15 protein-coding genes are annotated in these 17,929 nt (G+C 74.1%); 7 read left to right on the top strand and 8 right to left on the bottom strand.

All coding sequences use genetic code 11. From position 1 onward, the window contains the following. Positions 1 to 28: 28 nt before the first annotated feature. On the bottom strand, positions 29 to 910 hold the full coding sequence (locus ACFUJY_RS13665; protein WP_383298331.1) for a slipin family protein: 882 nt from the start codon (positions 908 to 910) through the stop codon (positions 29 to 31). A gap of 237 nt (positions 911 to 1,147) precedes the next feature. Between ACFUJY_RS13665 and ACFUJY_RS13670 the strand changes: the two genes are divergently transcribed. Continuing rightward, on the top strand, positions 1,148 to 1,495 hold the full coding sequence (locus ACFUJY_RS13670; protein ID WP_383298333.1) for a hypothetical protein: 348 nt from the start codon (positions 1,148 to 1,150) through the stop codon (positions 1,493 to 1,495). A 23-nt stretch (positions 1,496 to 1,518) separates the two neighbouring features. On the opposite strand, the gene ACFUJY_RS13675 is transcribed toward ACFUJY_RS13670, so the two are convergent. Then, a complete protein-coding gene (locus tag ACFUJY_RS13675) occupies positions 1,519 to 2,736 on the bottom strand; it encodes a PucR family transcriptional regulator (protein ID WP_383298637.1) in 1,218 nt (405 codons plus the stop codon). A 151-nt stretch (positions 2,737 to 2,887) separates the two neighbouring features. On the opposite strand from ACFUJY_RS13675, the gene ACFUJY_RS13680 reads away from it, so the two are divergent. From ACFUJY_RS13680 to ACFUJY_RS13690, 3 genes are read left to right on the top strand one after another with little or no spacing between them, the layout of a single operon-like run. Then, on the top strand, positions 2,888 to 3,790 hold the full coding sequence (locus ACFUJY_RS13680) for an SGNH/GDSL hydrolase family protein (RefSeq protein ID WP_383298639.1): 903 nt from the start codon (positions 2,888 to 2,890) through the stop codon (positions 3,788 to 3,790). A gap of 3 nt (positions 3,791 to 3,793) precedes the next feature. After that, the gene (locus ACFUJY_RS13685) at positions 3,794 to 5,785 is read left to right on the top strand and encodes a hypothetical protein (RefSeq protein ID WP_383298335.1); all 1,992 of its coding nucleotides are present in this window, start codon (positions 3,794 to 3,796) and stop codon (positions 5,783 to 5,785) included. Between the two features lie 38 nt (positions 5,786 to 5,823). Next, positions 5,824 to 6,906, top strand: coding sequence for a tyrosine-protein phosphatase (locus tag ACFUJY_RS13690; protein WP_383298337.1), 1,083 nt, complete (start codon positions 5,824 to 5,826; stop codon positions 6,904 to 6,906). A gap of 22 nt (positions 6,907 to 6,928) precedes the next feature. Here the strand turns inward: ACFUJY_RS13690 and ACFUJY_RS13695 are convergent, their stop codons facing one another. Next, the gene (locus ACFUJY_RS13695; protein ID WP_383298640.1) at positions 6,929 to 8,002 is read right to left on the bottom strand and encodes an ADP-ribosylglycohydrolase family protein; all 1,074 of its coding nucleotides are present in this window, start codon (positions 8,000 to 8,002) and stop codon (positions 6,929 to 6,931) included. A gap of 124 nt (positions 8,003 to 8,126) precedes the next feature. On the opposite strand from ACFUJY_RS13695, the gene ACFUJY_RS13700 reads away from it, so the two are divergent. After that, on the top strand, positions 8,127 to 8,417 hold the full coding sequence (locus tag ACFUJY_RS13700) for a DUF6343 family protein (RefSeq protein ID WP_383298338.1): 291 nt from the start codon (positions 8,127 to 8,129) through the stop codon (positions 8,415 to 8,417). Here ACFUJY_RS13700 and ACFUJY_RS13705 read toward each other — a convergent pair. The 4 genes from ACFUJY_RS13705 to rpsA all read right to left on the bottom strand — a co-directional run bounded on the left by ACFUJY_RS13705 (position 8,414) and on the right by rpsA (position 12,368). Beyond that, positions 8,414 to 8,776: a tetratricopeptide repeat protein gene (locus ACFUJY_RS13705; protein ID WP_383298340.1), complete on the bottom strand. Its 363-nt coding sequence runs from the start codon at positions 8,774 to 8,776 to the stop codon at positions 8,414 to 8,416. The two genes, ACFUJY_RS13700 and ACFUJY_RS13705, sit on opposite strands and share 4 nt — an antisense overlap. A gap of 123 nt (positions 8,777 to 8,899) precedes the next feature. After that, entirely contained in the window at positions 8,900 to 9,517 is a 618-nt protein-coding gene (gene coaE, locus ACFUJY_RS13710; RefSeq protein ID WP_383298342.1) for a dephospho-CoA kinase, read from the bottom strand. 236 nt (positions 9,518 to 9,753) lie between these two features. Beyond that, positions 9,754 to 10,692, bottom strand: coding sequence for a PAC2 family protein (locus ACFUJY_RS13715; RefSeq protein WP_383298344.1), 939 nt, complete (start codon positions 10,690 to 10,692; stop codon positions 9,754 to 9,756). Positions 10,693 to 10,859: 167 nt separating this feature from the next. Further along, positions 10,860 to 12,368, bottom strand: coding sequence for a 30S ribosomal protein S1 (gene rpsA / locus ACFUJY_RS13720; protein ID WP_383298346.1), 1,509 nt, complete (start codon positions 12,366 to 12,368; stop codon positions 10,860 to 10,862). 396 nt (positions 12,369 to 12,764) lie between these two features. On the opposite strand from rpsA, the gene ACFUJY_RS13725 reads away from it, so the two are divergent. Next, the gene (locus tag ACFUJY_RS13725) at positions 12,765 to 13,577 is read left to right on the top strand and encodes a class I SAM-dependent methyltransferase (protein WP_383298348.1); all 813 of its coding nucleotides are present in this window, start codon (positions 12,765 to 12,767) and stop codon (positions 13,575 to 13,577) included. A 49-nt stretch (positions 13,578 to 13,626) separates the two neighbouring features. After that, positions 13,627 to 16,128 (top strand): ATP-dependent helicase HrpB, encoded by a 2,502-nt coding sequence (gene hrpB, locus ACFUJY_RS13730; RefSeq protein ID WP_383298350.1) that lies wholly within the window; start codon positions 13,627 to 13,629, stop codon positions 16,126 to 16,128. A 42-nt stretch (positions 16,129 to 16,170) separates the two neighbouring features. Here the strand turns inward: hrpB and ACFUJY_RS13735 are convergent, their stop codons facing one another. Then, complete coding sequence (locus ACFUJY_RS13735; protein ID WP_383298351.1) at positions 16,171 to 17,886, bottom strand: lytic murein transglycosylase; 1,716 nt, start codon at positions 17,884 to 17,886, stop codon at positions 16,171 to 16,173. Positions 17,887 to 17,929 lie beyond the last annotated feature (43 nt).

Consider the following 17,929-nt stretch of genomic DNA (forward strand, 5'->3'; position numbering starts at 1 on the left):
GAGGCCGGAGAACAACCGCGTGGAGCGGTCAGTGGGGGGCGTACGGCTTCGAGGGGGCAGCCGGACGCGCGTCCGGCGTACGGGGGTCCGGGGGCCGCGCGGCCGGGTCCGGGGGCTGCGGGGACTCGGGGGCGGGCGGCCCCGGCTGCCCCTGCTGCGCCCGTTCCAGGAACCGCAGCAGCTCGACCGGGAACGGCAGCACCAGGGTGGAGTTCTTCTCGGCCGCCACGGCCACCACGGTCTGGAGCAGTCGCAGCTGGAGCGCCGCCGGCTGGGCGGACATCTCGGAGGCCGCCTCGGCCAGCTTCTTGGACGCCTGGAGCTCCGCGTCCGCGTTGATGACCCGGGCGCGCCGCTCACGGTCGGCCTCGGCCTGGCGGGCCATGGAGCGCTTCATGGTCTCCGGCAGCGAGACGTCCTTGATCTCGACCCGGTCGATCTGCACGCCCCAGCCGACCGCGGGGCTGTCGATCATCAGCTCCAGCCCCTGGTTCAGCTTCTCCCGGTTGGAGAGGAGGTCGTCCAGATCGCTCTTGCCGATGATGGACCGCAGTGACGTCTGCGCCATCTGCGAGACGGCGAAGCGGTAGTCCTCGACCTCGACGACCGCGCTCGCCGGGTCGACCACCTTGAAGTAGATGACGGCGTCCACCCGGACCGTGACGTTGTCCCGGGTGATCCCGTCCTGGGCCGGCACGGGCATGGTCACGATCTGCATGTTGACCTTGCGCAGCCGGTCGACGCCCGGCAGCACCATCGTGAACCCCGGCGGGCGCACCTCGTCGCGGAGCCGGCCCAGTCTGAGGACCACGCCCCGTTCGTACTGCCTGACGACCCTGGCGGCCGCCGCCAGGTACAGGGCGCCCACCGCCGCTGCAGCGACCACCGCGATCAAGAGGTCCTGGACCATGACGGCCCCCTGCCGGCCGGACGACCCCGGCCCTCGGCATCGCACCTCTTCGTGCGCTATTACCACGGTATGCCCGGTTCCGCTCCGGGTCGAACCCCTGCGCGTACGCCCGGTGGTGCCGCGCTCCCCCGCCCGGCCGCTTCCCGGATGCCGGGACCCGGGGAAGCGGGCAGGGTGAGCGGCACCGGCACGTGCACCCGCGGTGTGCGTGGTGACGAGACAGACGAGGATGCGCCCATGCCCGTGATCGACCGCCGACGCCGCCGGCTCGGCATCGCCGCCCAGGCCGTGCTCCTGACCCTCACCGTCGCAGGCTGTTCGGGCCTCGGCCGGACCGCGGTCGGCCCGGTCATCTACACCACCGAGCGGGACGCCGTGGTCGAGGTGAACAGCCCCTCGGTCAAGGGCTGCCACCGGCTCGCCCCGGCCGGCGCGAAGGAGGTGGCCAACGAGACCCTGGTCGACATCGTGCTGTACCGGACGCCCGACTGCACCGGCCCCGGCACCACGTACCTCGCGACCACCTTCTCGGACGTCAACGCGCCGAACGCGCGGCCCTGGCGCAGCTTCAGCACCATCCACTGACCGCTCCGCGCGGACACGGTCCCTCAGACCGAGCGGCGCGCCACCAGGGCCGCGCTCAGGTGCTGGAGGTCGGCGGGGCGGGCCGGGGAGAGACCGGTGAGGCGGTCGATGCGGCGGATGCGGTAGTCGACGGTGTTGGGGTGGACGTGCAGCGCCGCCGCCGCGGCCCGGCGGTCCAGGCCGTGCCCGAGGTACGTCTCCAGGGTGTGCAGCAGCTCCGGCTTGGCGTCCAGCGGGCTCAGCAGCCCGGCCAGCCCGCGCAGCGCCTCGCTGGGCCGGCTCAGCTGGTACTCCAGGAGCACGTCGGCGAGCCGGTAGAGGCCGGGGGCCCGGCCGGTGCGGGCCACCAGGTCCACGATCTCGGCGTTGCGGGCCACCGCCGCCGGCACCCCGTCCGGTGACGCGGTCTCGGCGGCGGCCGTGACGGGGACGCCCGCCGCCCGGGTCGCCTCGGCGATCAGGCCGCACAGCCCGCCGGGCCCGTCCCACGGCGGCGGCTCCGCGACGGGCAGCAGCACGGTGCCGCCGGACGCGTCCAGGGCGGTCAGCGCGGGCGTCCCGGCGAACCGGTCGAGGGCCGTCCGGATGCGCCGTATCTTCCGCCGGGCGGCCACCCCGGCCCCGGGCCCCTGCGGCAGGCCGGCCCCCGTCTCGTCCGGGTGCGGGGCCAGCGCGAGGGCCATCGTCAGATAGCGGGCGGCCGGGCGCAGGCCGGTGCGGCGGGTGAAGCCGTCCAGGTCCTCACCGGTCAGCAGCGCGGCCATCAGCGCGTGCCGGCCGCCGTGCTCCTGGCTGTCCAGGATCTGCCGGGCCTCCAGATAGGCGCCGCTCACCGCGGAGGTCAGCTGCTGCTGGAGGACGAGGATGCGGTCCATGATCTCCAGCACGGCGGGCAGGTCCCCGGGCCCGGCGTCCCGCGCGGTCTCCTCCCAGCACATGGCGACACCCACCTGGTAGGCGGTGAGGATGGCGTCCAGCGGCACGCCCTCCTCGGCGCGCTGGGCGGCCGAGTCGCGCTGCTGGGCGAGTTCGCCGTCGGTGGCGGCCCTGCGGTGTTCGAGGACGTCCGCGAAGAGCCGCAGGTTGTGCTGGACGATGTCCGCGATGTCTCCCGCTATCTCCTCGTGCGGCAGCTCCGCGTAGACCGGGAGGTCACTGAGAAGACGGGCGACCACCCGGGTGGTCAATGCGGGGACGCGGGCCCGCAGCCGCACCGCCACCGGGCGCCCCGCGATGGCCAACGGCCCCTGAGCGCTGACCCGTTCATTGTCACGCGTCACAAAACCCCCCGGCGAAGTCTGCGTTACCCACCAGTTAAAGGACGGCGTTCGAGTCTGCATGATGACCGGCGACACCCGCCATGCCCCCACTCATAGCGCACCGGAGGTCGTCGTGAATTCGTCCTGGAACAAGGCTTTCTGTCGTACTGTCGGAGGAGCCGCCACCGCCGTCGCCCTGGCCTCCCTCGCCGTCGGCACCACCGCGTCCGGCGCCTGGGCGGCGAGCGCGGACGACCCCGTGCAGTACGTGGCCCTCGGCGACTCGATGGCCTCGGGACCGCTCATCCCCGGCATCACGGGACCGCTGGCCTGCGGCCGCTCCACCCACAACTACGCGCACGAGCTGGCCGCGAGCATCGGCGCCTCACTGCGCGACGTCACGTGCAGCGGGGCGAAGTCCACGCACATGACGGAGAAGCAGTCCCTGTCGCTGCTCGACGTGCCGATGGGCTCGGCGGCACCCCAGTTCGAGGCGCTGCAGGCCGACACCGACCTGGTCACCCTCACCATCGGCGGCAACGACGCCGGACTGGTCGGCGTCGCAGAGGACTGCATGCAGCTCGACCCGACCGCCACCCCGTGCAAGGACAAGCTGACCGAGGGCGGGGTCGACCAGGTGGCGCAGCGGATCGACGCCTTCGCGCCGCGCCTCGGAGCCGTACTCGACGGAATCCACCAGCGGTCGCCGCACGCCAGAGTCCTCGTGACCGGCTACGGGCTCTACATCAAGCCGGGCGGCTGCTGGCCGTTGCAGCCCGTGCTGCCGGTCGACGCCGACTTCCTCCAGGGCAGCGTGAACCGGATGAACGCGGTGATCGCCGAGCAGAGCGCCACGCACGGCGCCGAGTACATCGACGTCGCCACGCCGAGCAAGGGCCACGACGCCTGCCAGGCACCGTCCGACAAGTGGGTCGAGGGGTACGTGCCCACCGCGCCGGCCGCCCCGCTGCACCCGAACCAGCGCGGCGAGGCCGCCTACGCGCGCATCATCGGCGCCCACCTCCAGGGGAGCTGAGCCGTGCGGCAGCGGATGCTCGTCGGACTGCTCGCCGCGGTGCTCGGCGCCGCCGCGCTCCTCGCCCCGCCCGCCCACGCGGCCCCGGCGGACCCCTCCCCGGCGCGGGGCTGCGACCCGCTGGCCCCCGCCGAGTGCCTGCTGCCGTTCCCCAACGACTGGTACACCCGGCCGGACCCGCGCACCGACACGGGCCGGCGGGTGGCCTTCGACGCCTCGGTGCTGCCCCGGCCCGCGACCGGGCAGGCCGTCGACCCGGCCGCCTGGAACCGGTCCGACGGCTTCTCCCCCGGCTCCACGCTGATCGCCCGGGTGCCGGGGCTCGACCTGGCCAGGACCGGCGCGGCCCCGCTGACCGACATCGGCCGGTCCCTGGACCGGGACGCGCCCATCGTCCTGCTGGACACCACGACCGGTGAGCGGTGGCCGTACTGGGCGGAGCCGGACAGCAACGCCACCGACCCCGCGCGCCGGGCGCTGCTGATCCATCCGGCCCGCAACTTCCACGACGGCCACCACTACGCCGTGGCACTGCGCCACCTCAAGGACGGGACCGGCCGCACGATTCCGGCCGCCGCCCCCTTCGCCGCGGTGGCCGGGAAACGGCTGCCCGCGCACGATCCGCTGCGCGCCCGCCAGGACCGGCTGCGGCCCGCGCTGTCCGCGCTCCGCCGGGCGGGCGTCTCCCGCCGGGGGCTCAACCTCGCCTGGGACTTCACGGTCGCCTCGACGCGCAGTCTCACCGGCGACCTGTTCACCATCCGCGACGACGCGTTCCGCCGGCTCGGCGACCGCGCGCCCGCCTTCGAGGTCACCGGGGTCACCGACCTCACCCGGGAGCAGGACACCCGGATCGCCCGCGAGGTCACCGGCGAGATCACCGTGCCCGGCTATCTGGACGCGCCCGGCGGCCCGCCCGGCACCCTGCTGAACCGGGACCGGAACGGCACCCCGCGCGCGCTTCCCGGCAGCACCGTGACCGCCGCGTTCCGCTGCGAGATCCCGCGCGCCGCCTTCCGCGAACCGTCGCACCCCTCGCTGTACGGGCACGGGCTGCTCGGCTCACGCAACGAGGTCGGCGCGGGCAACGTCAGGGACATGGCCGCCGAGCACGACTTCACGTTCTGCGCGACGGACTGGATCGGCATGGCCAAGGAGGACATCCCCGTCGTCCTGGCCGCGCTCGCCGACCCGGGTCGCTTCCCGGCCGTTCCCGAGCGCAGCGAACAGGGCATGCTGAACGCCCTGTTCCTCGGCCGTGCCCTGATCCACCCCAGGGGCCTCACCACCGAGCCGGCCTTCCGCACCGCCGACGGGCGCCCGCTCCTCGACACCCGGCACGGCCTCGCGTACGACGGGAACAGCCAGGGCGGCATCCTCGGCGGCGCGCTCGTCGCCGCCTCGCCCGACATCCGGCGCGGCGTGCTCGGCGTCACCGCCATGAACTACGGGCTGCTGCTCGACCGCAGCGCCGACTTCGCCCCGTTCCAGCAGGTCCTGAACGCCTCCTACCCGGACAAGCTGCACCAGCAACTGGTCCTCCAGCTCTTCCAGATGGTCTGGGACCGGGGCGAGACCAACGGGTACGCCCACCACCTCACCGACCACCACCAGGTCCTGATGCACATCGCGTACGGCGACCACCAGGTCGCGAACGCGGCGGCCGACGTGGAGGCGCGCACCATCGGCGCCCGGCTGCTCACCCCCGCACTCGCCGCCGGCCGCAGCCCGGACGCCGTCCCGTACTGGGGCATCCGGACCATCGGCCCGCGCCGACTGCCGTACCGGGGCTCCGCGATGACCGTCTGGGACAGCGGCACGCCCACGCCCCCGGTCACCAACACCCCGCCCGCCGGGCCCGCGTACGGGCACGACCCGCACGAAGACCCCCGCAACTCGCCCGCCGCACGTCAGCAGAAGGCCACCTTCCTGACCACCGGGCTGGTCATCAATGTCTGCGGCACCACCCCGTGCACCGCCACACCGACCTCCTGACGCCTCCCCTGCCCCGCAGGGTCACGACAAGGAGCACCATGCGTACGCACCGCATCGCCGGAGCCGTCCTCGCCACCGCCCTCCTGACCGGTACGGTCATGGCCCCGGCCGCCCTCGCCGCACCGCCCGCGCCCGCGACAGCCGCCGTCACGCAGTCCGCCGTGCCGTTCACGGCCGCCACCGCCACCCGCACCGCCGACGGCGGCCACACCCTGTCCTGGGCCTCGCCCGCCGGTTCGGTGACCGTCACCGCCGTCACCTCGCCCGACGCCACCACCGGCACCGCGCTCGGCACGGCCCCCGGCACCGGCTCGCTGACGGTCGCCCCGGGCACCCTCCCGGAGGCCGGGCGCTGGTACTTCCGGCTGGTCCCGGACAGCGGCAGCCCGCTCGTCGTGGCCGACCGCTCGCCCGGCCTGGCCTCCGCCCGCAACTTCCGGGACATCGGCGGCTACCGCACCACGGACGGGCGCTGGGTGCGCCCCGGCCTGGTCTACCGCTCCAACAAGCTGAGCGGCCTCACCGACGCCGACCAGCAGCGGCTGGTCTCCCAGAAGCTCACGCTCGACGTGGACCTGCGCAACGTCCAGGAGCGCCACGACGCCCCGGACCGGCTGCCCGCCGGGGTGCGCTACCAGGTCGCGGACGTCGTCTCGCTCGCCCACGGCATCCGCTTCCACGACTCGGCCCTGATGACCCTGGCGGAGGCCATCGCCGCCGGGCTCTTCTCCGGCTCGTCCGACCTCGGCCAGTCCATCGGCTACCCGTTCATGGTCAACTTCGTGGGCGCGGACTACGCCTTCCACGACCTCGTCACGGCCGTCGCCACGAACACCTCCGGCGCCACGGTCTTCCACTGCAGCGCGGGCAAGGACCGCACCGGCTGGGGCACGGCCGTCCTGCTCACCCTGCTCGGCGTCCCCCGGGCCACGGTCGAGGCGGACTTCCTGGCCAGCAACCGGTACACGGGCGACCCGCAGGCCGTGGAGCTGAGCTGGCTGCGCGCCGCGTACGCCGAGGTGGACCAGATCTACGGCGACTTCGACACGTACGTACGGGAGGGGCTGAAGCTCGACGCGGCGACCGTGGCAGCGCTGCGGGCGAAGCTGCTGACCGACTGACCGCGCGGTCCGTGGCCGGGGATCAGCAGCCCGGATAGCGGTCCGGCGGCCACTCGACGGCGTGCTCGAACTCCAGGCACAGGTCGTCGGCCACCTCGGCGATCACCCCGCGTCCCTCCGTCCGCGCCAGCCAGTGCGGAGGGAGGCGGGTGTCACCGTGGTGGGCGCCGAGCAGGTTGCCGCAGACCGCACCGGTGGAGTCGCTGTCGCCGGAGTGGTTGACCGAGAGCAGCAGGGCCTCGGCGACCTGGTCCGCACCGGGCCGGACGAGCGCGCAGTACACCGCGATGGCCAGCGCTTCCTCGGCCACCCAGCCCTGCCCCAGGGACTCCACCCTCTCGGCACTCGGCCCGCCCCGCGCGGCCAGGTCGACGGCCGCGCGCAGGGCCTCCGTCGTCTCCTCGTGGCCCGGATGCCGGACGAGCAGTTCCATGGCCCGCAGCACCGCACCGGGCAGCGAGTCGCCTTCCAGGAGGTATCCGACGATCGCCGCGAGCACCCCGGCCGCGAAGGCGCCCGTCGGGTGGCCGTGGGTGATCCGCGCGCACCGGGCGGCGAGCTCGAAGCCGAACGCCGGGTCCTCGCCGGTCAGACCGAAGGGCGCGGACCGCATCACCGTGCCGCAGCCCTTGGACCCGGTGTTGACCGGCCCGGGCTCACCGACCGGGCCCCTCGGGTCGGGGACGTGCCCGGCGGCGAGACCGGTCAGGCAGGCGTTCCCGGGGGCCCGCCGGGCGTACAGCCAGGGCTGCTGCCGGAGCCATCCGTTGCGGACCGGGTGCCCGGCCGTGGCGGCGGGCGGCGCCGGGTGGTTCTGGGTGTCCAGCCAGCGCAGGTACGCGTTCCTGACGATGCCCGTCTCGGCGCCGCCGATGCCCTTGGACATGGCGCGCGAGTGGGCCCGGATCAGCCCCTCGGCGGTGAACAGCGTCATCTGGGTGTCGTCCGTGATCCGGCCGACGACCCCTTCGTCGTCCGGTGTCATGCCGCGTACGCCCTGCTCGCCGTGCGCGCGCCGGATGCCCGCGAGCGACAGGAACTCGACCGGGTTGCCCAGGGCGTCCCCGATCGCCCCGCCCAGCAGACACCCGCGCACCCTGGCCCGGCGGGCCGTGAGCTCCGCCCGCGTCGTCGCACCGATCACCGTCGGCCCCCGCCCTCTCACTCCGCCATGCCGCACCTGCCCGGCCGTGGGTCCATGCTGGTAGGGAGGCGATGCCATGCGTACCGGCAATGAACCGACGACCGCCCGCAGTCCGCTGCGGATGCGGCTCTGGCTGAGTCTATGGGGCCTGGCCTGGACCGTCTTCGGGGTGACGGCCTTCGCCGTGAACGGCCGCACCGGCTGGGCGGCGGTCTGCGGGGGGCTGCTCGCGCTGGTCCTGGTGGACCTGTGCGTGGTCGTGCACCGGCTGCGCCAGGGCCCGCACTACCAGCCGGGCCGCTCCGTCCCCCCGTACGAACCCGACCACGGCACCCGCGGCAAGGGCCCGCCGCCGGGCACGCCCTAACCGTCGAAGCGGGCCGCGCGCAGGTATTCCGGCTTCGGGTCGAGTGCGGCGGCCAGCCGGAAGTGGCGGGTGGCGCGCTCGGGGTGGCCGGAGCGCTCGAAGGTGCGGGCGAGGGCGAAGTGCGCGAAGGCGTTGTCCGGCTCGCGCTCCAGCACCAGCTCGAATTCCAGTTCGGCGGGGCGCAGCTGCGCCGCGGCGAAGAAGGCGCGGGCGCGCAGCAGCCGGGCGGCGGTGTTCTCGGGGTGGGCGGCGATCACCGAGTCGAGCAGCCGCACGGCGCCCCGGGGATCGCGCGCGGCGAGCAGTTGCTCGGCCGCGCGGAAGTCGATGACGTCGGTTTCCGGGTTCCTCTCGGGCACGGTGGCATCCTTCCCTGGTCCGTCCCGGGGTGAACACGGGGGCGGCTGCGGGTATTCCGGTACGGCGGCGGGCTCGCCCGGCGACGCGGGCCCCGGCTCAGCCCTTCTCCGCCGCCCGGCGGGTCAGCTCCCCCCGGACCCCTTCTCCGCCGCCCGGCGGGTCAGCTCCGCCCAGACCTCGCGGACCCGGGCCGCCAGCTCCTCGACCGGTCCGTCGTTGTCGACGACCAGGTCGGCGACGGCGCGCCGCTGCTCGCGGGTGGCCTGGGCGGCCATGCGGGCGCGGGCGTCCTCCTCGGTCATGCCGCGCAGCCGGACGAGCCGGTCGAGCTGGGTCTCCGGGGCGGCGTCCACCACGACGACCAGGTCGTAGAGGGGGGCGAGGCCGTGCTCGGTGAGGAGGGGCACGTCGTGGACGACCACCGAGTCCGGTGCCGCGGCCTTCTCCAGTTCGGCGGAGCGGTCGCGGACCAGGGGGTGGACGATCGCGTTGAGCGCGGCGAGGCGGTCCGGGTCGGCGAAGACGATCGCGCCGAGCGCGGGCCGGTCCAGGGTGCCGTCCGGGCTCAGGACGGAGGGGCCGAACTCCTCGGCCACGGCGGCGAGTCCCGGGGTGCCGGGCTCGACCACCTCGCGGGCGATGCGGTCGGAGTCGATGAGGACGGCACCGTGGCCGACGAGCAGCCGGGACACTTCGCTCTTGCCGGCTCCGATGCCACCGGTCAGGCCCACTTTCAGCATGCCCGGCAGCCTAGTGCCTCTCCTTTGGGTCACGCCGGGCTCGCGGGCCCTGGCACCGCACCTCGCGGCGTTGTCGTCAATCACCAACGCTCCGCGTTGTCTCAGTCCTCCGCCTTGCGATGCACGGCACCAGAACCCGCTCCCTGACCCGGCCTGACCCAAAGGAAAGGCACTGTGCCCGCTGCCCGTGGCCCCCGGCATCGGGGTCACGGGCAGCGGGCGCAGGACACGGCGGGTCAGGCGTCGCCCTCGCGCTCGGCGAGGAACTTCTCGAATTCGAGGCCGATCTCGTCCGCCGACGGCAGGTCCGCCGGTTCGGCGACCAGGTTCCCCCGGGTCTCCGCGCCCGCGACGGCGTCGTACTGGTGCTCAAGGCCCTCGACCAGCGCGACCAGTTCCTCGTCGCCCTGGCCGATCTGGCGGTCGATCTCCGTCTGGGTGCGGTGCGCCTCGGTGCGCAGGGCGTGCGCGACGGACGGCAGGACCAGGCCGGTCGCGGCCGTGATCGCCTCCAGCGCGGTGAGCGCCGCGTCCGGGTAGGAGGAGCGGGCGACGTAGTGCGGCACATGGGCGGCGACGCCGAGCACGTCGTGGCCCGCCTCCATCAGCCGGTACTCCACCAGGGCCTCCGCGGAGCCGGGGACCTGTGCCTCCTCGAAGGGGCTGCGGTGGCCGGGCGTGAGGTCGGTGCGGTTGCCGTGCGGGGTGATGCCGACGGGGCGGGTGTGCGGGACGCCCATCGGGATGCCGTGGAAGTTGACGGCGAGGCGGACGCCGAGGCGCTCCACGACCTCCTCGACGGCGGCGGCGAACCTCTCCCACTCCACGTCGGGCTCCGGCCCGGACAGCAGCAGGAACGGCGCGCCCGTGGCGTCCTGGACGACACGGACCTCCAGCGCCGGGGTCTCGTACGCGGCCCAGCGGTCGCGCTTGAACGTCAGCAGCGGGCGCCGGGCGCGGTAGTCGATCAGGCGGTCGTGGTCGAAGCGGGCCACGACCTGGTGGGGCAGCGATTCGAGCAGGCCGTCAACGATCTGCTCGCCGGTCTCACCCGCGTCGATGTAGCCCTCGAAGTGGTAGAGCATGACCAGGCCGGCCGACTCCTGGGCGAGCGCCATGTCGACCACAGCCAGGCCCTTCGGCTCCCATTCGTACAAACTCTGCGGATCAGGCACGGTTACCGCTCCTCCTTGTGTTCCTGGAGAAGAACGCCACGGGTGTCCCGGTCATTCCCCGTACACGCTCTTTCACGCCGGAAACACGTGAGGCCCGCTCCCCGAAGGGAGCGGGCCTCACGGTCACTTACCTACCGCAGCCGATGACCGGCCGGAGGGACGGAGCGTCAGCTCTGACCGCCCGCCAGCTTCTCGCGGAGCGCGGCCAGGGCCTCGTCCGACGCCAGGGCGCCGGAGTTGTCCGAGGACTCCGAGGAGTAGGAGCCGCCGCTGCCGCCCGAGGCGGCCTGCGTGTTGCCGGCGGGGGTGGCAGCACCCTCGGCGGCAGCGGCCTCGTCGGCCTCGCGGGACTTGATGACCTGGGCCTGGTGCTGCTCGAAGCGCTGCTGCGCCTCGGCGTACTGGGTCTCCCAGACCTCGCGCTGCGCCTCGAAGCCCTCGAGCCAGTCGTTGGTCTCGGGGTCGAAGCCCTCGGGGTAGATGTAGTTGCCCTGGTCGTCGTAGGACGCGGCCATGCCGTACAGGGTCGGGTCGAACTCGACCGAGGCCGGGTCGCCGCCGAACGCCTCGTTGGCCTGCTTCAGCGAGAGGCTGATGCGACGGCGCTCGAGGTCGATGTCGATGACCTTGACGAAGATCTCGTCGTTGACCTGGACGACCTGCTCCGGGATCTCCACGTGGCGCTCGGCCAGCTCGGAGATGTGGACCAGGCCCTCGATGCCCTCGTCCACGCGGACGAACGCACCGAACGGAACGAGCTTGGTGACCTTACCGGGGACGACCTGCCCGATCTGGTGCGTACGGGCGAACTGCTGCCACGGGTCTTCCTGCGTCGCCTTGAGCGACAGCGAGACGCGCTCGCGGTCCATGTCGACGTCGAGGACCTCGACGGTGACCTCCTGGCCGACCTCGACGACCTCGGAGGGGTGGTCGATGTGCTTCCAGGACAGCTCGGAGACGTGCACCAGACCGTCGACGCCGCCCAGGTCCACGAAGGCACCGAAGTTGACGATCGAGGAGACGACGCCGGAGCGGACCTGACCCTTCTGGAGGGTCGTGAGGAACGTCTGGCGGACCTCGGACTGGGTCTGCTCGAGCCAGGCACGGCGGGACAGGACCACGTTGTTGCGGTTCTTGTCCAGCTCGATGATCTTGGCCTCGAGCTCCTTGCCCACGTACGGCTGGAGGTCGCGGACACGACGCATCTCGACGAGCGACGCCGGCAGGAAGCCACGGAGGCCGATGTCGAGGATGAGACCACCCTTGACGACCTCGATGACGGTACCGGTGACGATGCCGTCCTCTTCCTTGATCTTCTCGATGGTGCCCCAGGCACGCTCGTACTGAGCGCGCTTCTTCGAGAGGATCAGGCGGCCTTCCTTGTCCTCCTTCTGGAGAACCAGGGCCTCGATCTCGTCACCGACCTTCACGACCTCGTTCGGGTCGACGTCGTGCTTGATCGAGAGCTCGCGGCTCGGGATGACGCCTTCGGTCTTGTAACCGATGTCGAGGAGAACCTCGTCCCGGTCAACCTTGACGATGACACCGTCAACGATGTCGCCGTCGTTGAAGTACTTGATCGTCTCGTCGATCGCCGCGAGGAACGCGTCCGCGTCGCCGATGTCGTTGACCGCAACCTGCGGAGTGGTGGCGGTGGTCTCGGTGCTGCTCGTCATGTGGGAAAGGGCTCCGGTACGGACAGTGAGTCGTAGGTACTGCTACGCCGAAAGCCCGTATCGCCTCTGTGGAAGCCGGACAGCCCGGGAAGCGCCAATTCCGTGACCGGAAGGCGCCTCGTGAACCGAGGGAACTCACAACAGATGCGAGCGCGGCCTGCTAGGTCTGAGGAGCGCAGGCTCGCAGCGCAACTTGTAGCATACGGGGGCAGCAGGGCACGGTCAATGCGCGAAGGCGGACACCACGGGCGGAAAGCCCCATATCCGGCACAACTCGGGTTCCCCGAGGCCAGATCGTGTCCGGCAACGTCCGGACACACCGGTGCAGCGCTGCGCAGGCCCCCTTGGTACGTACCGCGTACGGCGGGGTGAAGGCAAACTACAACGACGGACACGATGAGCCAAGAGATGTACGCCGCCGAACCCGAGGCGACCCGCCGCACCGCCGGGACCGCCGAGAGCAGCCGGGCCAGCCGGGGCTGGTGGGACCGCAACGCCGACGAGTACCAGAGCGACCACGGCGCCTTCCTCGGCGACGACCGCTTCGTCTGGGGCCCCGAGGGCCTGGACGAGGCGACGGCCGGTCTGCTGGGCCCCGCCGCCGCGCTGAAGGGGCTCGACGTCCTGGAGATCGGCGCCGGCGCCGCCCAGTGCTCCCGCTGGCTCGCCGCGCGGGGCGCCCGCCCCGTCGCCCTGGACCTCTCCCACCGCCAGCTCCAGCACGCCCTGCGCATCGGCGACGACGTCCCGCTGGTCGAGGCGGACGCCGGGCGGCTGCCCTTCCGCGACGCCTCCTTCGACCTGGCCTGCTCCGCCTACGGCGCGGTGCCCTTCGTCGCCGACCCGGTCCAGGTCTTCCGCGAGGTCCACCGGGTGCTGCGCCCCGGCGGCCGCTGGGTCTTCTCCGTGACCCACCCCGTCCGCTGGGCCTTCCCCGACGAGCCGGGCCCCGAGGGCCTGTCGGTCGCCGCCTCCTACTTCGACCGCACCCCCTACGTCGAGCAGGACGAGCACGGCGACGCGGTCTACGTCGAGCATCACCGCACCCTGGGCGACCGGGTCCGGGACGTGGTCGCCGGCGGCTTCCGGCTGGTGGACCTGGTCGAGCCCGAGTGGCCCGCCTGGAACGACCAGGAGTGGGGCGGCTGGTCCCCGCTGCGCGGCAACCTGATCCCGGGGACCGCGATCTTCGTCTGCGTACGGGACTGAGCCGGCGGCCGGTGCGGGACCCGGGCGCCGGCCGTACGAGACTGGGGGCGTGATCCGCACCGACGCCCTCGACCGGCTGCCCGTCCGCACCGCCGTCCCCGCCCTCCGGCGGGCGCTGGACGACCACGGGACCGCGGTCCTGTGCGCACCGCCCGGCACCGGCAAGACCACCCTCGTCCCGCTCGCCCTGGCCGGGCTGACCGGCGAGGGCCCGGTGCGCCGGGTCGTCGTCGCCGAGCCGCGCCGGATCGCCGCCCGCGCGGCCGCCCGGCGCATGGCGTGGCTGCTGGGCGAGCGGACCGGGGAACGCGTCGGGTTCACCGTGCGCGGCGAGCGGGTGGCGGGCCCGGACACCGTGGTGGAGGTCGTCACGACCGGCGTGCTGCTCCAGCGGCTGCAGCGCGACCAGGAGCTGGCCGGGGTGGACGCGGTGATCATCGACGAGTGCCACGAGCGCCACCTGGACGCGGACACGGTGGCCGCGTTCCTGCTGGACGTGCGCGCGGCGCTGCGCCCGGACCTGCGGCTGGTGGCGGCGTCCGCGACGACGGACGCGGAGGGCTGGGCCCGGCTGCTGGGGGACGCCCCGGTGATCGGGGCGCGGGGTGTGTCGCACCCGGTGGAGGTGGTGTGGGCCCCGCCGCCCGCCCCGGTCCGGCCGCCGCACGGGATGCGGATCGACCCGGCACTGCTGGGCCACGTCGCCTCGGTGGTGCGGCGGGCGCTCGCCGAGCGGGACGGCGACGTGCTGTGCTTCCTGCCCGGCGTGGGCGAGATCGGCCGGGTCGCCGGGCAGCTGGCGGGCGTCGGGGCCGAAGTGCTCCAGGTCCACGGGCGGGCCCCGGCCGCCGTGCAGGACGCGGTGCTCGCCGGGTCGCCGGAGGGCCGTCGGGTGGTCCTGGCGACCTCGGTGGCCGAGTCCTCGCTGACGGTCCCCGGCGTGCGGACGGTGGTCGACTCGGGGCTCGCCCGGGAGCCGCGCACCGATCACGCCCGGGGACTGAGCGCGCTGACCACCGTACGGGCCTCGCAGGCGGCGGGCCGGCAGCGCGCGGGCCGGGCCGGACGCGAGGCACCGGGAACGGTGTACCGCTGCTGGGACGCCGCCGAGGACGGCCGGCTCGCCCGCTTCCCGGCCCCGGAGATCAGGGTGGCCGACCTGACGGCGTTCGCCCTCCAGGCGGCCTGCTGGGGCGACCCGGACGCCACCGGGCTCGCGCTGCTCGACGCGCCGCCGGAGGGGGCGATGGCCGCCGCGCGCGAGGTGCTCGGCGCGGTCGGCGCGGTGGGCCCGGACGGCCGGGTCACCGAGCGGGGCGTGCGGATGTCCCGGCTCGGGCTGCACCCCCGGCTGGCCCGGGCGCTGCTGGACGGGGCGGCCGAGGTGGGCGGGCGCCGGGCCGCCGAGGTGGTGGCGCTGCTGAGCGAGGAGCCGCCCCGCTCGTACGGCGACGATCTGGCGGCCGCGCTGCGCACCGCGCGCCGGGGCCAGGACGCCTACGCGGGCCGCTGGCGCCAGGAGGTGCGGCGCCTGTCGTCCGCGCTGAAGGGCGACGGCGGCGGGCGGTCCGTCGCGGACGACGCGGCCGTCGGTCTGGTGGCGGCCCTGGCGTTCCCGGAGCGGGTGGCGCGGGCGCGGGGCGGCGGGGCGTTCCTGATGGCGTCGGGCACCGGCGCGGAGCCCGGCGAGGGCTCCGGGCTGCGCGGGGCGCCCTGGCTCGCCGTGGCGGTCGCGGACCGGCCCGCGCACGCGGCTTCCGCCCGGGTGCGGCTCGCGGCCGTCATCGACGAGGACACCGCGCTCCTGGCGGCCGGGCCGCTGCGGTTCGCGGGCGAGGAAGTCCGCTGGGACGGCCGGGACGTGGTGGCCCGCCGGGTGGAGCGGCTGGGTGCGGTCGAGCTGGCCGCGCGCCCGCTGAAGCAGCCCGATCCGGCGCTGGTCCGCGACGCGCTGGTGGAGGGGCTGCGGCGGGAGGGCCCGGGGCTGCTGCGGTGGAGCCGGGACGCGGCGCAGCTGCGGGAGCGGCTGGCCTTTCTGCACCGGGTGCTGGGCGGGCCGTGGCCGGACGTCTCGGACGGGGCGCTGCTCGCGGACCCCGGGGCCTGGCTGGAGCCCGAGCTGTCACGCGCGCGGCGGCGCGCCGGCCTGGCCGCGATCGACGCGGGGCAGGCGCTGCGCAGGCTGCTGCCGTGGGCGACGGGCGAGGCGGTCCGCCTGGACGAGCTGGCGCCGGAGCGGATCGAGGTGCCGAGCGGTTCGCGGATCAGGGTGGAGTACGGCGGGGACCAGCCGGTGCTCGCGGTGAAGCTCCAGGAGCTGTTCGGCCTCCAGGAGACCCCGGAGGTGGCGGGCGTGCCGGTGCTGGTGCACCTGCTCTCCCCCGCCGGGCGGCCGGCCGCGGTGACGGCGGACCTGGCGTCGTTCTGGCGCGACGGCTACCGGGCGGTCCGGGCGGAGCTGCGCGGCCGGTACCCGAAGCACCCGTGGCCGGAGGACCCGGCGACGGTGGCGGCGACCCGGTACACGAAGGCGAGGCCGAAGCGGGAGTGAGCGCGGGGCGGCCCCTCGGCCGAAGGGCCACCCCGTCCGCCGTCAGGAGGCGGCGGTGGCGGTGCGCTCCTCGACCGTCAGGTCGATGGTGACCGTGGCGCCGCCCTCGGCGGTGAGGCGCAGCTGGTACGTGCCGGCCGGGCCGTCCGCGTAGAACGTCGGGAGCTTCAGGCTGCCGTCGGCCGCCGTGGTGAGCTCGATGCTGCGGACGGGGTTGCCGTCGTCGTCCGTGCAGTACGGGCCCTCGTCCTTCACGGCCGGATCGTCGCCGCCGGTGATCACGGTGGCGGTGACGGCGACCTTGCCCGCGGCCTTGCCCTTGTAGGTGGCGGCGACCGCGATCTCGTCGAAGGTCTCACCGGCGACGGCGGTCAGCTTCGTGGTGCCGGTCCTGGTGAGGGCGTCGGCCTGGCGGGCGGTGACGGTCACCTTGAAGGTGGTGGCGACCGAGGTGCCCTGCACGGTGGCCCGCACGGTGAACTCGCCGGTCTTCTCGCCCGCGACGAGCACCGGCGAGGACGCCTTGCCGTCGGCCCCGGTGGCGAGGGTGACCGCCTTGAAGCCGCCGGCGAACGCGGTGTCGGTGTCACCGACGACGGTGAAGGTGACCTTCGCCTTGGCCACCGTCTTGCCGAGGCCGTCGCGGGCCTGCACCTTGACCGTTCCGCCGAACTTCTCGCCGGCCGTGGCGGTCAGCGTTCCGGTGCCGTCGTCCTGCAGCGCGGACACCTGCTGGGACGGGGTGGGCGCCGGGGCCGGGGTGTGCGTCGGGGGCTTCGGCTTCGAGGGCTCGGGGCTGGGCTCGGCCGGCTCCGTGGGCTTGGTGGGCTTGGTGGGCTTGTCCGGCTTCGGGGTCTCGGACGGCGAGGGCGTCGGGGACGGGGTGCTCGACGGGCCGTCGTGCGGGCGGTCGGGCCCCGGGTTCCGGTTGGTGGGGCCGGTCGGGAGGGCACCGGTGCCGTCGGGGACCTCGTGCGTGCCGCGGTTGTAGTAGGTGAACCAGGAGCGGACCGTACGCAGGTACACGTCGGAGTGGTTGTAGCTCAGGACCGCCCGGTCCAGGTCGGTGGCGGTCGACAGGTCGCGGTCGCCGGCGCAGAGGTAGCGTCCGGCGGCGAGCGCGGCGTCGTAGACGTTGTTGGGGTCCTTGCGGCCGTCGCCGTTGCCGTCCTGGCCCCAGGTCGCCCAGGTGGACGGGATGAACTGCATCGGGCCGACCGCCCGGTCGTGCGTCCGGTCCCCGTCGTAGGCACCGTTGTCGGTGTCCTTGATCAGGGCGAAGCCGTTGCCGTCGAGGGCGGGGCCGAGGATCGGGGAGAGCGTGGTGCCCTGGGCGTCGACGCGGCCGCCGCGGGCCTGGCCGGACTCGACCTTGCCGATCGCGGCGAGCAGCTGCCACGGCAGCCGGCAGTCCGGGTCCGTGCCCGCGACGGTCGTCTGCGCCTTCTTGTACGCCGCGAGGACGGAGGCGGGTATGCCGGACTCGGCGCTGCCGGTCACCGGAAGGTTCGCCGAACTGCCGGGCTTGTCCGGGGTGTTCAGCGGCGGCAGGTCCGTGTAGTACGGCGAGTCTCCGGAGACGCCGCCGCCCTGGCCGGCGGGGGTCGAGGAGCCTGTGGCGGGGTGGTCGCCGTCCCCCGCGAGGAGCGGGGACGGGGCCCCGGGGGCCTGCGAGGCGGAAAGCGCCGCCACGGCGACGGCGGCCACGGCGGTGGTGGCCGCTCCTCTGTAGAACCGGCGACCGAATTGCGCTGCCATGACGTCTGGGCCCTCCCCCTCGTCGCTGCCGGCGCTCCCCTGC

Origin of the sequence: Streptomyces sp. NPDC057249 (assembly GCF_042669245.1) — a bacterium.
Classification (GTDB): Bacteria; Actinomycetota; Actinomycetes; order Streptomycetales; family Streptomycetaceae; genus Streptomyces.

What these genes read in the sequence shown, in the direction of transcription:
- ACFUJY_RS13665 (WP_383298331.1), bottom strand. Translation starts at nt 910, where the DNA reads ATGGTCCAGGACCTCTTGATCGCGGTGGTCGCTGCAGCGGCGGTGGGC.
- ACFUJY_RS13670 (WP_383298333.1), top strand. Translation starts at nt 1,148, where the DNA reads ATGCCCGTGATCGACCGCCGACGCCGCCGGCTCGGCATCGCCGCCCAG.
- ACFUJY_RS13690 (WP_383298337.1), top strand. Translation starts at nt 5,824, where the DNA reads ATGCGTACGCACCGCATCGCCGGAGCCGTCCTCGCCACCGCCCTCCTG.
- ACFUJY_RS13700 (WP_383298338.1), top strand. Translation starts at nt 8,127, where the DNA reads ATGCGTACCGGCAATGAACCGACGACCGCCCGCAGTCCGCTGCGGATG.
- coaE (WP_383298342.1), bottom strand. Translation starts at nt 9,517, where the DNA reads ATGCTGAAAGTGGGCCTGACCGGTGGCATCGGAGCCGGCAAGAGCGAA.
- rpsA (WP_383298346.1), bottom strand. Translation starts at nt 12,368, where the DNA reads ATGACGAGCAGCACCGAGACCACCGCCACCACTCCGCAGGTTGCGGTC.
- ACFUJY_RS13725 (WP_383298348.1), top strand. Translation starts at nt 12,765, where the DNA reads ATGAGCCAAGAGATGTACGCCGCCGAACCCGAGGCGACCCGCCGCACC.
- ACFUJY_RS13735 (WP_383298351.1), bottom strand. Translation starts at nt 17,886, where the DNA reads ATGGCAGCGCAATTCGGTCGCCGGTTCTACAGAGGAGCGGCCACCACC.